Source organism: Marinifilum sp. RC60d5 (genome assembly GCF_052400665.1).
Lineage (GTDB): Bacteria > Bacteroidota > Bacteroidia > Bacteroidales > Marinifilaceae > JBQTGK01.
Genome location: NZ_JBQTGK010000015.1, coordinates 61,978 through 77,772 on the forward strand (window position 1 = coordinate 61,978; position 15,795 = coordinate 77,772).

General features: G+C 35.5%; 9 protein-coding genes. 4 read left to right on the forward strand and 5 right to left on the reverse strand.

Annotated elements, in window-relative coordinates:
• Positions 1-95 precede the first annotated feature (95 nt).
• Genes ACT3CE_RS17945 through mce form a run of 4 tightly spaced genes read right to left on the reverse strand, consistent with a single transcriptional unit; the run spans position 96 to position 2,886 of the window.
• Positions 96-518 (reverse strand): biotin/lipoyl-containing protein, encoded by a 423-nt coding sequence (locus tag ACT3CE_RS17945; protein ID WP_444711142.1) that lies wholly within the window; start codon positions 516-518, stop codon positions 96-98.
• 6 nt (positions 519-524) lie between these two features.
• Positions 525-875 (reverse strand): OadG family protein, encoded by a 351-nt coding sequence (locus ACT3CE_RS17950; protein ID WP_320118710.1) that lies wholly within the window; start codon positions 873-875, stop codon positions 525-527.
• Between the two features lie 13 nt (positions 876-888).
• Positions 889-2,445, reverse strand: coding sequence for an acyl-CoA carboxylase subunit beta (locus ACT3CE_RS17955; RefSeq protein WP_444711143.1), 1,557 nt, complete (start codon positions 2,443-2,445; stop codon positions 889-891).
• A gap of 36 nt (positions 2,446-2,481) precedes the next feature.
• A complete protein-coding gene (gene mce / locus ACT3CE_RS17960) occupies positions 2,482-2,886 on the reverse strand; it encodes a methylmalonyl-CoA epimerase (RefSeq protein ID WP_444711144.1) in 405 nt (134 codons plus the stop codon).
• 506 nt (positions 2,887-3,392) lie between these two features.
• Here mce and purL point away from each other — a divergent pair.
• The 3 genes from purL to ACT3CE_RS17975 all read left to right on the forward strand — a co-directional run bounded on the left by purL (position 3,393) and on the right by ACT3CE_RS17975 (position 11,725).
• Entirely contained in the window at positions 3,393-7,082 is a 3,690-nt protein-coding gene (gene purL, locus ACT3CE_RS17965; RefSeq protein ID WP_444711145.1) for a phosphoribosylformylglycinamidine synthase, read from the forward strand.
• A gap of 124 nt (positions 7,083-7,206) precedes the next feature.
• The gene (locus ACT3CE_RS17970; protein WP_444711146.1) at positions 7,207-7,605 is read left to right on the forward strand and encodes a hypothetical protein; all 399 of its coding nucleotides are present in this window, start codon (positions 7,207-7,209) and stop codon (positions 7,603-7,605) included.
• A gap of 166 nt (positions 7,606-7,771) precedes the next feature.
• Complete coding sequence (locus tag ACT3CE_RS17975) at positions 7,772-11,725, forward strand: PKD domain-containing protein (protein WP_444711147.1); 3,954 nt, start codon at positions 7,772-7,774, stop codon at positions 11,723-11,725.
• A 76-nt stretch (positions 11,726-11,801) separates the two neighbouring features.
• Here the strand turns inward: ACT3CE_RS17975 and ACT3CE_RS17980 are convergent, their stop codons facing one another.
• Positions 11,802-13,613: a glycoside hydrolase family 15 protein gene (locus ACT3CE_RS17980; RefSeq protein ID WP_444711148.1), complete on the reverse strand. Its 1,812-nt coding sequence runs from the start codon at positions 13,611-13,613 to the stop codon at positions 11,802-11,804.
• A 243-nt stretch (positions 13,614-13,856) separates the two neighbouring features.
• On the opposite strand from ACT3CE_RS17980, the gene ACT3CE_RS17985 reads away from it, so the two are divergent.
• Positions 13,857-15,795, forward strand: a 1,939-nt coding sequence (locus tag ACT3CE_RS17985; protein WP_444711149.1) for a bifunctional alpha,alpha-trehalose-phosphate synthase (UDP-forming)/trehalose-phosphatase, incomplete at its 3' end; no start/stop codon positions are given.

Here is a 15,795-nt window from a genome sequence, read left to right on the forward strand (position 1 = left end):
ATTAATTAGAACATATTTGAGGGGTAATATTCAATTATCTTATATTTACCCTTAAGTTCTTTCTAATCAAACATTCTTCATTAAACAATGGTCATTTATGAAATTTCCACTAGAACATCATCTTGAAGTACACTATCACCAACTGCTACCTTAATAGCTTTAACGGTACCTCCTTTTTCTGCCATAACATTATTTTCCATCTTCATTGCTTCCATCACCAATAAAGTATCTCCTGGGTTAATGGAATCACCAACTGCAACATTGATTTTAATAATGCTACCAGGAAGAGGTGCTTTAACAACTACAGCTCCAGCTCCGCCTTTTTGAATTTTACCTTCACCTGGCTTATTAACAACAGCTTTGCGAACTAATCTTGGAGTTTTAGATGCTTTCTCTTCAACATGCACATCAACATCATAACTCGTTCCGTTTACTTCAATTTTGGCATTCGATCCTTGAAAATCCTTGATTTCCACATCGTATTCCTGCCCTCTTATTGTAAATTTGAACTTCTTCATTTTTGCTTATCTTGGTTGATTCATTACTCCATAAATCTTAGAACTCCATGGAGAATAATTCTTAGTAACTTTTTTAATTGTGATGACATTACTTTCCTCATCGTGGTTCTGGTCGAAATGCATGTGCAATGCCATAGCAATTGCCGCATTAACTCCACCTTCGATGTTCAAATCATCAGCTTCGGCGCAAGGTTTACCCTCTTTAACTAGCTTCTTTCTTAAATTAAGCTGTAAAAGCTTTGGTAAGTTGATAAAAACAATAACAAGTAGTACCAATGCAAGAAATACAATTGAATAACCTACGATTGCTACTGTCCATCCACCTTGACTTCCTATAGATAAAATATTCATTAACATAGAACGATTTTTTTTACAATGGAATATTAGAATGTTTCTTAGGTGGATTCACTTGCTTTTTAGTCTGAAGGGACTGGAATGCACGAATCACTCTGAAACGAGTATTTCTTGGTTCAATTACATCATCAATATAACCATAAGATGCAGCATTATATGGATTCGCAAATGCCTCGTTGTACTCAACCTCAGTATCTGTAATAAACTTCGCTTTATCAGCATCATTCATTTCAGCCATTTTTCTTCCGTGAAGTACTTCAATAGCACCTTTAGCTCCCATAACAGCAATTTCTGCTGAAGGCCATGCGTAATTTAAATCACCTCGAAGTTGCTTACAAGACATTACATCATGAGCACCACCGTATGATTTTCTAAGAGTAATAGTTACCTTTGGAACAGTAGCTTCACCATAGGCAAACATTAATTTCGCTCCATGAGTAATGATACCACCAAACTCCTGACTTGATCCAGGAAGGAAGCCAGGAACATCAACCAAGGTTAAGATAGGAATATTGAAACAATCGCAGAAACGAATAAATCTGGCAGCTTTTCTTGAAGCTTCAATATCAAGAACACCTGCAAGGAAACTAGGCTGATTTGCTACAACACCAACAGACATTCCGCCCATTCGAGTAAAACCAACTATAATATTCTTTGCATAGTGACGATGAACTTCTAAGAATTCTGCATCATCGGCAATCGAATAGATAACATCCTTCATGTCATAAGGCATGTTTGGATTTTCTGGAATAATATCGTTCAAAATATCATCCATTCTATCGATTGGATCGTTACACTCTACAATTGGAGCTTCTTCCAAATTATTCGAAGGCATGTATGACAGTAGCTTACGAATAATCATAATACCTTCCTCTTCATCTTCTAACATAAAGTGAGAAACACCAGATTTAGATGCGTGCATTTTTGCACCACCTAAATCTTCAACACTGATGTCCTCACCCGTTACAGTTTTAACAACCTTAGGGCCAGTCACAAACATGTAAGATTTCTCTTCTGTCATCATGATAAAATCGGTAAGAGCTGGAGAATACACAGCACCACCGGCACAAGGGCCAAAAATTGCAGAAATCTGAGGTACGACTCCCGAAGCAAGAATATTTCTTTCGAAGATCTCGGCATATCCTGCCAAAGCAGTAACACCTTCCTGAATACGAGCTCCACCTGAATCGTTTAAGCCGATTACTGGTGCGCCCATAGTCATTGCCATATCCATAACCTTGCAAATCTTTTGTGCAAAAGTTTCAGATAAAGAACCTCCAAAAACTGTAAAGTCCTGTGAAAACACAAAAACCAAACGTCCATCGATTGTTCCCTGACCGGTAACAACACCATCTCCCAAAAATTTTGTTTTTTCCATACCGAAGTTAGTACAACGGTGTGTAACAAACATATCAAATTCCTCGAAACTTCCCTCATCGAGAAGCATATCAATTCTTTCCCGAGCCGTGTACTTGCCTTTCTTGTGTTGAGATGAAATTCTTTTTTCACCTCCACCAAGCTTAGCCTCTGCTCTTAAATCAATTAATTTTTTAACCTTATCCTGACTAGCCATAATTTATTGAGTTGTTATTTAACTATTGAGTTTTTCTTATTTATCTCCACAAATTTCTGTTAGTACTCTTTGTGTTGATTTTGGATGTAAAAACCCAATTTTCAAACCTTCCGCACCATTACGTGGAGTTTTATCAATAACCTGACAACCTGCCTCCTGAACATCGTTCAATGCTTCCTGAACATCATCAACGGCAAATGCCATGTGATGCATTCCACCACCTGTTTTAGCAACAAATTTACCAATTGGTCCTTCTGGATCAGTCGATTCCAACAACTCAATTTTAGTATCCCCAACTTTAAAAAAAGCTGTCTTTACTTTTTGATCTACAACCTCTTCAACTGCATAGCATTCCAATCCTAATACTTTTTCGTAAAATGGAATTGCTTCTTCTAAACTTTTCACAGCGATACCGATATGTTCAATATGTGACGGTTTCATAATCTTTTATTTTTTTAATAATTAATAATTGACAAATGTATAGATTCGAAAAATCTCAATCAATGATCTTTAACACTACAAAAATTGTTCTTCAACACACTATTTAAGCACAAGCCATTCATTATTAGCATGTTATTAACAAAATGGAATCTAAATTTAATTTTCTATTTAATTTCAAACCCCAAATCTACGAAAACCTTTGCATAAAAATACCACCTTTCGAATATGAGATCAAAGGAAACTGCTTTTTCAAAAAAAGAGAAACTTTTTTTACTATTACGCAACATGTTTTTGGTGTTTTTTTAAACCTCAATCTAGTTCAAACAGGGTAAATTCAACAGAAAAATTAAACATTATAAACACCTTAATTCCTGTTAATTTAAAAATATTATAAATATAGCGATATTACGAACTCATTTTCCTCCTTGAATTGAAAGTCTTTTGTTTATATTTGCACTTTAAAGCAACATTCAACCATTTTTATAAATTTTTAAGTTGACGTTAAAATGATAGTATTCTTCAAAAAAGACGAAGTACATTTTGCTGTTCAAGCTAAAAGCCAACTAACAGGTTTTGATCTTGACAAACTTTCCTGGTTATTTGGAAATGCATCTATTGTTAATAAAAAAACAATAGAGGGAATATTCGTAGGACCTAGAAAAGAAATGATTACACCATGGAGTACTAATGCTGTTGAAATCACCCAAAACATGGGTATTTCAGGCATTTTTAGAATAGAGCAATTCTTTACTGCAAAGTCAGACACACCAGAATATGATCCAATGCTTCAGGCATTGTATACAAAACTCGATCAGGAAGTTTACACCATTGAAAAACAACCCGATCCTATTATATATATTGAGAATATTGAAGAGTACAACAAAAAGGAAGGTCTTGCTTTAAGCGCCAATGAAGTATCCTATTTAGAAGGTGTTGCAAAAAAAATAGGTAGAAAACTTACAGACTCTGAAGTATTCGGATTTTCACAAGTAAATTCGGAACACTGCCGCCATAAAATTTTCAATGGTACTTTTATTATAGATGGTGTGGAAAAAGAAGCTTCTCTTTTTCAGCTCATCAAAAAAACCTCAAAAGAAAATCACAATAGAATCGTATCTGCTTACAAAGATAATTGCGCTTTCTTAGGGGGACCCAAAGCAGAACAGTTTGCACCGGCAACCCACGACAAAGCTGATTTCTTTACTACCAAAGATATTGATACAGTAATTTCCCTTAAAGCTGAAACGCATAATTTTCCAACTACAGTAGAACCTTTTAACGGAGCAGCAACTGGTACTGGTGGAGAAATTCGAGATCGTATTGCAGGAGGAAAAGCTTCGGTTCCAATGGCAGGAACTGCTGTTTACATGACTTCCTACCCAAGATTAGAAGCATCGCGCAAGTGGGAGAATGCTACTGACGCAAGAGAATGGCTATACCAAACTCCTGAGGAGATTTTGATTAAAGCCTCAAATGGAGCTTCGGATTTTGGTAACAAATTTGGACAACCATTAATTGTTGGTTCAGTACTTACTTTTGAGCATTTCGAAAACAATAAAAAGTATGGCTACGATAAAGTAATTATGCAAGCCGGTGGTATTGGTTATGGAAAATTAGATCAGGCACAAAAAGATGTTCCTGAAAAAGGAGATAAAGTTGTTCTTTTAGGTGGAGATAATTACCGCATTGGAATGGGAGGCGGAGCTGTATCGTCTGTTGCAACAGGAGAATTCACAAATTCAATTGAGCTAAATGCAGTTCAACGATCGAATCCTGAAATGCAAAAAAGAGTTTGCAATGCCATTAGAGCAATGGCCGAGGCCGATGAAAATCCTATTATTTCGATTCATGACCATGGTGCAGGAGGCCACTTAAATTGTCTTTCTGAATTGGTTGAAGAAACCGGAGGAAAAATAGATTTAAATGCACTTCCCGTTGGAGATCCAACTTTATCGGCCAAAGAAATTGTAGGAAACGAATCGCAGGAAAGAATGGGATTGGTTATCGACGAAAAGCATGTTAATCTTTTAACCAGAATTGCTGAAAGAGAACGTGCCCCTATCTACCAAATTGGAGAGACAACTGGTGATATGATGTTTACCTTTGAAGATAAAAAAACAGGGAAAAATCCTATCGATTTAGGATTATCCGAAATGTTTGGTAAACCCCCAAAAACAATAATGAACGATAAAACTGTTTCGGAAGCATTCGAGGCTGTTGAATACGATACCAATAAATTAGAAGAATACTTGGAAAGTGTTCTTCAAATAGAATCTGTTGCCTGTAAAGATTGGCTAACAAATAAAGTAGACCGATCGGTAACAGGAAAAATTGCAATGCAACAATGTGCTGGTCCTCTTCAGTTACCTTTAAACAACTTAGGAGCTGTAGCAATCGATTTTCAGGGCGAAAAAGGAATTGCAACATCAATTGGACATACCCCTGTAGCTGCTTTGGTTGATTCTGAAAATGGCAGTCGCTTATCTATTGCCGAATCCTTAACCAATATGGTATGGGCTCCAATAGAACAAGGCTTGAAAGGAATTTCTCTTTCGGCTAACTGGATGTGGCCATGCAAAAACGAAGGTGAAGATGCTCGCCTGTACAAAGCTGTTGAATCGATTAGTGATTTCGCAATTAAATTAGGAATCAATATTCCTACTGGTAAAGATTCTCTTTCCATGACTCAAAAATATGGTAAAGATGATGTTGTTTATTCTCCTGGAACTGTTATTATTTCGACCGTTGGTGAAATTGTAGATATCAATAAAATGATTTCTCCAGTCATGAAAAATGATCAGGATTCTCATTTAATTTATCTTGATTTCTCTAAAGATGATTTCCAGTTGGGAGGAAGTAGCTTTGCCCAAATTATAAATAAACTTGGAAAGCAAACTCCTGATGTTAAAGACTCAGACTATTTTGTAACTGCTTTTGAAACGCTTCAAAGTTTAATTCTGGAAGGAAAAGTTTTAGCAGGTCATGATATTTCTGCGGGAGGTATGATTACTGCTTTACTGGAAATGTGTTTTGCCAACAATAAATTAGGAGCAGACATTGATCTTAGCAGCATAGAAGAAAAAGATTTAATTAAAGTTCTTTTCAGTGAAAACCCTGGAGTAATTTTCCAGGTTAAAGATCTTAAATCGGTTAAAACAACACTTAATATAAAAGGATTAAAATACCATGTAATTGGATCTCCCTCGAAAGCTGGCTGTTTAAAATTAGTAAAAGACACAGAATCGTTTAATTTCGATATTGCTACACTTAGAGACCTTTGGTACAAAACATCTTATTTATTAGATCGTAACCAATCGGGTGCCGATTTAGCTTTAGAAAGATTCGAAACTTACAAAAAGAATGAACTTACCTACTCGTTCCCAGAAAACTTTACTGGTAAGTTTGAGCAATATGGAATTGATCCGAAAAGAAAAGAAAAATCAGGTGCTAAGGCAGCTATTATTCGTGAAAAAGGAGTAAATGGAGACCGGGAAATGGCCTGGATGATGCACCTTGCCGGAATGGACGTAAAAGATATTCACATGACCGATTTAATTGCTGGTCGTGAGGATTTAAGCGATATTAACATGATCGTTTTTGTAGGTGGTTTCTCTAATTCTGATGTACTTGGGTCGGCAAAAGGTTGGGCCGGAGCTTTCTTATACAATGAAAAGGCCAAAGCTGCATTAGATAATTTCTATGCAAGACCTGATACCTTAAGTTTAGGAGTATGTAACGGTTGTCAGCTTATTTCAGAATTGGGTTTAATCTATCCGGAACACGAAAAACATCCTAAATTATTACACAACGATTCTCACAAATTCGAATCGGGTTTTGTATGCGTTGAGGTTCCAGAAAACAATTCGGTAATGCTTTCGTCTTTATCAGGATCTAAATTAGGAATTTGGGTTGCTCACGGGGAAGGTAAATTTGAACTTCCTTACGCTGAAGAAGAATATCAAATTTCTATGAAATATTGCTATAACGAGTATCCTGCAAATCCAAATGGATCGCCTTTTGCAACAGCTGCAATTGCCTCAAAAGATGGTCGTCATTTAGCTATGATGCCTCACCTTGAGCGTGCAACTTATCCTTGGAACTGGGCTTACTATGAAGATAATCGTGCAAAAGACGAAGTTTCTCCATGGATTGAAGCCTTTGTCAATGCAAAAAACTGGATTTTGCAACACAAATAAAATCAATAGAATACAGAATAATATGAATGCCTCCCTTATTAAGGAGGCATTTTTTTTTATAAATCATAAGTATGTTAAACATTTTTTCATAACTTGTGCGCAACTAACTAAAATCACAAACCGCATGAAAAAATTTTTACCCATTGCAGTACTGCTATTGCTGTGCTTCGGGTGTGCTCCACCTAAAAAAGTAAATGAGAAAAGCACTTCTTCCCTATCCCCTAAACAGGAAAAAGAACTTACTCTCGACAAACAATTTGCTCCAGGAACTTGTTCTCTCCTTATCTCTGAATATGAAGTAATTTCAGAAGACAATCAACTTTGGTTAAAAGGTAATGTCGATAAATTAAATGGTTATGGAGCTGGATTTAATGAAGTAATCCAAAAAAATCAAGTTATTAAGATTCGTATATCAAAAGAACAATCCGAAAAAATAGACAATACAAAAACATTATCTTGCATCATCTTGTCTATAAAAAAAATGAATCAATCAAGTACATTTGAATTACAAGACTTAAAATAATTACATTACAATAATAATTATTTTATTCAGCCTTTGATTTTACATCCGACTTCTGTATGAATACCTTGAAGTCTTTATAATTCCCCCTATATTTAAGGCGTTTTTTTACCATTTAAACTAATCGTATCTTGTATTTATTACGAGATTTGAATTAAGACGAAACACAATGAAAAATTTTATAAGCATACTGGCTATACTTATTGCTACATGCTCTGTATCTGCACAAAACAAGGGGTTTACGGCAAAAAAAGGAGAGAAACTAAATGTTAAAAACATTGTTATCTCCGAAAAAACATATCAAGATCTTACCAATCAAACTTTAAATAGACGAAAACTATCTAAAATTGCTGATAAAAACTCAGGTAAACCGAAAGTTGCAGATGATCCTTTAGCAAGAAGAAAATATGAAATAGGAAGACTAAAAAATCCTTTAACAGGATCGGTTCCTAAAAACATTCAAGAACTAGAAAGAAGTTATGTACTTTCAGGATCTTCAAAACTACAAAACCGACTAAAAGCCGGCGGACTTAGCTTCACTAATAGTGGTCCAAGAAATGTTGGCGGTAGAACCAGAGCATTAGCTGTTGACATTAATGATAGCAATATAATTTTAGCTGGTGGTACAACTGGTGGTATGTGGAAATCTTTAAATCAAGGTGTGTCTTGGACCAGAACTACCAAATTAGATCAACATCCAAGTGTTACTGCTATTGCTCAAGATCCAAGAGAAGGCCATACATCTACATGGTACTACACTACTGGTGAATATATTGGTTCGGCCGATGCCAAAGGTGCATTCTATGCTGGAAACGGAGTCTTTAAATCAACCGATAACGGAGATAGCTGGACCAAATTAACAGCTACAAGTTCAGATACTTTTTCATCTTTTGACAAGTTATTTGATATCTGCTGGAATATATGTGTAGATCCTAACAATGGAGATGTATATGTTGCAACTTATGGTGGAATTTATGTTTCTAAAGACGGCGGAGATTCCTGGACAATGGAAATTAATACTGTAGATTCAAGCTTAGAATCTGATGACCAAAATTATTCTTCTATTACAGATATTATTTGTACTCCGGCAGGTGTAAAATATGCCTCTGTTAGTACCGGCGGAAACCAGAATGAAGGAATCTGGAGAAAAGGTCCTGAAACCGATGCCACATGGGAAATAATTACACCAACAAACTTTCCTGCAAGTTATAGAAGAATAGTATTGGCTAATGCTCCTAGCAATACAACTAAGGATATTGTATACTTATTGGCTCAAACTACCGGATCGGGGCTACAAGGACATAGTTTCTGGAAGTTAAGCTATACTTCAGCAAGCGATTATACATGGCTAGACAGATCTCAAAATCTACCAGAAGGTGGCGATGGAGATCGTGATGTTAACGGTTACGATTCCCAGGGATCATATAATATGGTTATAAAAGTTGCACCCGATGATGAAAACATGGTTTTTATCGGAGGAACCAATCTTTACAGATCTGACGATGCTTTTGCAACTGCGGCTACTCCTTTAAGTGATGGAGTTGATAATGAATCAAATACCTATTGGATTGGTGGTTATGCTACAGAAAATAATGTCAGTCAATACGACAATCATCACCCCGATGTTCATTCCTTAGCTTTTATTGATAATAGCACACTTGTTTGCGGACATGATGGTGGTTTAAGTATTACATCGAACTTTAAGCAAACAAAAGATTCAGGAATTGGAGAAGACAATAAACCTGTAGACTGGACATCTTTAAACAATAGTTATTTAACCACTCAGGCATATACTGTAGCTATTGATCACGACAAAACCGACAATGAATATATGATATCTGGTTTCCAAGATAACGGAAGCTGGTTGGCTACAAGTTCTTCGGCTAATTCTGACTGGAATTATTATGGCTCTGGAGATGGTAGTTACTGTAGTATTTTAGATCAAGGTGTACATCGTTTATCCTCATCTCAAAACGGAACAGTATATCTGGAAAACAACAAATCCTATGATGATGTTGAGTATTTTTACACTAGAGTGGATCCTGAAGGTGCTGATGGACAGCTATTTATTAACCCTTTTATTACTGATGCAAACAATAGTGAAATAATGTACTACGCAGCAGGACAATATGTATGGCGTAATACTAATATTTTTGATATTCCTAAATTCCAGTCAGAATCAGCAACAGTCAACTGGGAAAAATTAGAAATATCTAAAGTCGCAGGAACAGTATCATACCTTGAATCATCGGTATATCCAGCTCACATATTATACTATGGAACTACTACCGGTAAAGTTTATAAAATGGAAAACTCTCATTCGCAATGGGCAAAAGTAACTGATATTACTGGTTCCGATATGCCAGACGATGCGAATGTAAGCTCCATAGATGTAAATCCTCTAAACGCCGATGAAATAATAGTTTGTTTCTCGAATTACAAAGTGGAAAGTATTTTTTATTCGAAAGATGGCGGATCTTCCTGGGAAGCAGTAAGTGGAAACCTTGAAGATGGATCAGATTTTGGAAATGGACCATCAGTTCGATCTGTCGCAGTAATGGTTTCGCCAACAGATACAACCTATTATGCAGGAACAAGTACAGGATTATACAGTACAGATAAGTTAAATGGTTCTTCAACCACTTGGTCGCAACAAGCTGCCGATAAAATAGGAACTACTATTGTTGATATGATTAAAACACGTAGAGATGGTTTTATTGCTGCTGCAACTCACGGTAATGGTATATTTACAGCAAATGCAGATTATAGCTCAGCTGCACCAGTTGCTCTTATTGGTTTAACACAGGATACAATTATAGCTGGAGACAAAATGGATTTTATGAACAGATCCTTCGGTGATGGAATTACTGCTTATGAATGGACATTTGAAGGTGCAGTTCCTGAAAGTTCAACAGAAAAGCATCCATCTGACATTACCTATAGCACTCCTGGTATTTATAATGTAAGTTTAAAAGTTACAAATTCCAATGGAGAAAACACTCAATCAATAAATGCAGCAGTTGTTGTTAAATCAATTGAAGCCGACTTTACAGCAAGTGCAACCGAAGTTAACATTGATACCGAAATTACTTTTAGCGATAAATCTGCAGGAACTCCAACGACCTGGAGCTGGAGTTTTCCGGGAGGAACCCCTGAAACTTCTACCGAAGAAAATCCTGTTGTAACATATAGTTCGGCTGGCACATACGACGTAAGTCTTACCATTAGTGATGATACCTACAGTGATACAAAAACAAAAACAGGATACATTACTATTGTTGATAAAGATGATTTTGATGATAATCTACTGTACAATATCTCAGAAGAAAATCAGGATAATTTAGTTCAGGCAACTTTCGGAGGAGATAATGAAGGTCCTGTTACCGGACATACAAATTTGGGAATAGATCAGTATGCTGAAAAATTCACAATTGTTAACCCCAATTTAAATTCGGTAAAACAAGTTCATATTTTTCCATCTGTAATGCAGTCTAACTCGGGCGATCCTAGTGTTACCATAAAAATTTGGAATGGAAGCACAGAACCTGGTGAAGAGGTATACTCACAAGTAGTACCCTACTCGGAACTTACCGAACTGGAATTTAATATTATTGATCTTGATTTTTCTGTTGCTGTCGACAAAGACTTCTTTGTTGGGTATGAGTTAAATTACACAACACCTGTTGATACTTTTGCAGTAGCTCACCTACCTTTAGAGGCCGACGATACAAGAACCAATACTGCATATATGCATTACGACAGCAAATGGTATGGTTATAATGAAATTTTCGAAGATAACCCTACAGTTTCTTTGGCAATTAAAGCATTAGTAGGATACGATGCCGGAGCAACAGCTATTGATGATAACTTATTGGATTCAAAAGTTGAAAAACTTCTTATCTATCCTAATCCTATGGTTGATAAAACTAATGTTCAATTCCCAAATCAAAGCAATCAAAAATATCGTTTGGTAGTAATTGATGCAAGTGGTAAGGTTGTTCGAATAATAGAAAATATCACAAACAATAATGTGATTATCAATCGCGAACAATTAAAACCAGGAGTTCATATTATTAACCTTTCTGGCGAAAAAATTTATAAAGGAAAATTATTGGTGAAGTAATTCCCCAATTAACTGATAAAAAAAAGGTGCAGCTCAAAATTGAGTTGCACCTTTTCTTTTTTACAAAACTGTAAAGCTAACTATTCAACTGTTCTAACAATAAATCCTCATCATCAAACTTACTACCTGAAAAGTTCAAAGCTGTTTCTACAATAGCCAAATGCGAGTATGCCTGAGGAAAGTTTCCAAGCATTCGCTTAGTCGCAAAATCTATATCTTCGGCAAATAATCCAAGATGATTCGAATAGCTTAACAATTTATCAAATTTCTGTTTAGCCTCTTTCTTTTTACCAATTTTAAATAAGCTATTAATCATCCAAAACGAACAAATGGTAAAAGCCGACTTAGGGGTTCCAAAGTCATCCTGATTTTTATATCGATACATCAAACCATCATGCTCCAACTCTTTTTGAATGGTTAATACTGTTGATTTATACTTAGGATCACTGGCTTCGATAAATCCATAAGTTTCCATTAATAAAACAGAAGCATCCATATCTTCCGAACCATAATATTGTGTAAAAGCCTGTTTATCTTTACTCCATGCTTTTTTAAGAATATTATCTTTTACCTGATGACGAAGTACTGTCCACTTCCCAACATAGTATTCTTGTTGCAACAAAGAAGCTATTTTAACAGCCCTATCAAAAGCAACCCAGCACATAACTTTACTAAAAGTAAAATGCAAACTTTTTCCGCGAATCTCCCAAATTCCACGATCAGGTTTTTTCCAGTTCTCTTCAACCACCTTTACAATACTTCGAACAATAGTCCACAATTCCTCACTATGCTCCAGAGAGTTCTCAAAAATTTCAAAATGCTGATGAATAAGATCTAATAAAATTCCATAAATATCATTCTGCTTTTGCTTATAAGCTGCATTCCCTACTCTAACTGGTTTAGAACCTCCATATCCCGAAAGGTGATCTAATTCATATTCCGAAAGCTTCTTTTCTCCATTGATACCATACATTATCTGAATCTTCTCATTCTTCTCAGGTATAATGTCCATAATAAACTTCAAGTATCTTTTTGCTACATTATAATGTCCTAGCTGAGTTAAAATTTTAACTACCATTGAACCATCCCGTATCCAACAAAAACGGTAATCCCAATTACGAACCTCGCCAATTGTTTCGGGTAAAGATGTAGTTAAGGCAGCCAAAACTGCTCCACTTTTCTGATAACTAAGCAACTTTAACACCAGAGCACTTCTTGTTACCTGTTCGTTATACTCGGGTAAAACCTTAGTTTTCTCACTCCAATTTAACCAATACGTTTTTGTTCTTTGTAATTTCAGATAAACTCTCTCTATATTCTGATCCAATAACTTCTGGTCATAACTAATCACACAGAATTCATTTTTCTCTAAACGTATCAATTCGTTCTCCAATATATCATTATTCGCAAAACTAGAATACAGATAAAGAGAATCGTAATTCCCAGCGGTTGTACAAGATTTAATATATCCTTCTTTCGAAATAAAATTTTTAGTCTCATTTCGTGCATAATCCAATTGCGGATCATACTTGATCCTAAAAGTTGGTTTTCCATAAACCAATCTAAAAAACCTAACAATATCTGGTGGCGCATAATAATGATTATCCTCAGTCAGATATCGTGGCATGAAATCCAATACCTCAAAAACACCATCAACACATTCAAATCTGGTTTTAAGTATATTGGTTTTAGGCCGATATTCTTGCTTAACTTCCAAGAGATTTTCAGGAATAATTTCAAAACTACCTCCTTTTTCTTTATCCAGAATTTTTGCAAAAGCGGAAGAAGAATCAAATTGAGGTAAGCATACCCAATCTAAAGACCCATTCTCAGAAATTAAAGCCGCACTACGGCAATTTCCTATTATCCCATAATTTAAATTATTCATAAAAAATCACTATTTTAGAGCTTAACCTATAAAAATACTATTACAACAGAACTGTTAATAACAGATATAAAACACATAACACAAAGACAACTATACATTTGAACCATTACAAGAGCAAAAAAAACCAACAACTAAATTCAATAAAATATTGAATTTCACTAGCCTTTGTGATAATTAAATGGAAAAATAAATAAATTATACCAATATTAATAGCATTACTGCCAAAATATAAAAGCACATTTTATGAGTAGAATTCACATCGTATCAAACAGACTTCCTGTAAGTATTAACATACAAAATAAAGATATCCAACTTATTCCTAGCGTTGGAGGCCTAGCTACAGGATTAAAATCTGTGTATAAAGAATATAATGGCAAATGGATTGGCTGGCCGGGTTTGCCTAGCGATGAATTAAATGATGAGTTAAAAGAAAACATTGAACAAAAACTAGAAGGAGAAGATTGTGTATCGGTACACTTATCGAAAGAGGAGATTGACCTTTACTACGATGGCTTTAGCAACAGAACAATATGGCCTTTATTTCACTATTTCGCTCAATACATCGATTACGAACCAGAATTATGGGATGCTTTTGTTAGCGTTAACCAAAAATTTGCTGACAAAGCATTAGAAACACTTGAAGAAGGAGATACCATCTGGATTCATGATTACCAATTATTGCTAGTTCCGGAGATGATAAAATCACAAAAGCCCGGTGTTACAGTAGGCTTTTTTCTTCATATTCCATTCCCATCTTTCGAAGTTTTTCGCATTCTCCCATGGAGAAAAGAATTAATTCAGGGTATGCTGGGAGCAGATTTAATCGGCTTTCATACTTTTGATTATCAAAGACACTTTTGCAGCTGTGTTCGCAGATTAATGGGATACGAAATCTCATTTAATGAAATACACATTGAAGACAGAATTATTATTGTAGATGCATTCCCTATGGGAATAGATTACGATAAATTTCGCGAAGCAGCAACCCAGACTTTTCAACGCCCTTTACAAGAAAAATCAAAACTTCATCGGGAATTAGAAAAATACTTCCTGGTTTCTCCTGAACGAAAACTAGTACTTTCCATCGATCGATTAGATTATTCGAAAGGAATACCAAATCGACTTCTGGCTTTTGCTAAATTTTTAGAGGAATATCCCGAATTTATCGGAAAAGTAACTCTGATTATGTTGGCTGTACCTTCGCGGGGAACAGTTGAACATTACATTAATCTTAAAAAGGAAGTTGATGAATTAGTGGGAAATGTAAATGGTCGGTTTGGAAATATTAACTACACACCCGTATGGTATTTTTACCGATCATTACCATTCGATAACCTTATAGAATTGTACAGCTCATGTGATGTTGCTTTGGTAACTCCAGTTCGCGATGGTATGAATTTGGTAGCCAAAGAATACGTAGCATCAAGAACAAATAGAACCGGCGTTATTATTCTTAGCGAGATGGCAGGCGTTTCCAAAGAAATGGGCGAAGCCTTAATGATTAATCCAAACAATACTGGCGAAATTGCCGATAGCATTTATCAGGCATTAACCATGCCTTTGGATGAACAAAGAGAACGTATGATCTATCTGCAAGATAGAATTAAACGATACGATGTTTTTAAATGGGCAAGTGAGTTTGTAAAATCATTAAAAAAAGTAGAGAATGTACAACTTTCATTCTACGCTAAAAAAATAAATTCCAAGATCTTAGAAAAAATTAAAAGCGAATACAATTCGGCTGAAAAAAGATCGATTTTTCTAGACTACGACGGCACTTTAACAGGCTTTAAAAAGAATCCTAATGATGCCAAACCCGATGAAGAACTTCATGACTTGCTATATAAACTTGAAGAAGATCCGAAAAATATAATTACAATTATTAGCGGACGAGACAGAAAAAGTTTAGAAACATGGTTCGAAGGTCATAAGATTAACCTTATTGTTGAACATGGAGTTTGGATTAAAAAATATGGCAAAGAATGGAAAATGCTTGCCAATGCAAATGACACATGGAAACCAAGTATCCGACCAAGTCTGGAAACTTTTGTTGATAGAACTCCTGGCTCGTTTATCGAAGAAAAAAACTATTCTCTGGTTTGGCATTACAGAAAATCAGAACCTGAACAGGGAGAACTAAGAGCTAATGAATTAAAAGATGAACTTACAACAATGATTGCCA

What these genes read in the sequence shown, in the direction of transcription:
- ACT3CE_RS17945 (WP_444711142.1), bottom strand. Translation starts at nt 518, where the DNA reads ATGAAGAAGTTCAAATTTACAATAAGAGGGCAGGAATACGATGTGGAA.
- ACT3CE_RS17950 (WP_320118710.1), bottom strand. Translation starts at nt 875, where the DNA reads ATGTTAATGAATATTTTATCTATAGGAAGTCAAGGTGGATGGACAGTA.
- ACT3CE_RS17955 (WP_444711143.1), bottom strand. Translation starts at nt 2,445, where the DNA reads ATGGCTAGTCAGGATAAGGTTAAAAAATTAATTGATTTAAGAGCAGAG.
- mce (WP_444711144.1), bottom strand. Translation starts at nt 2,886, where the DNA reads ATGAAACCGTCACATATTGAACATATCGGTATCGCTGTGAAAAGTTTA.
- purL (WP_444711145.1), top strand. Translation starts at nt 3,393, where the DNA reads ATGATAGTATTCTTCAAAAAAGACGAAGTACATTTTGCTGTTCAAGCT.
- ACT3CE_RS17970 (WP_444711146.1), top strand. Translation starts at nt 7,207, where the DNA reads ATGAAAAAATTTTTACCCATTGCAGTACTGCTATTGCTGTGCTTCGGG.
- ACT3CE_RS17975 (WP_444711147.1), top strand. Translation starts at nt 7,772, where the DNA reads ATGAAAAATTTTATAAGCATACTGGCTATACTTATTGCTACATGCTCT.
- ACT3CE_RS17980 (WP_444711148.1), bottom strand. Translation starts at nt 13,613, where the DNA reads ATGAATAATTTAAATTATGGGATAATAGGAAATTGCCGTAGTGCGGCT.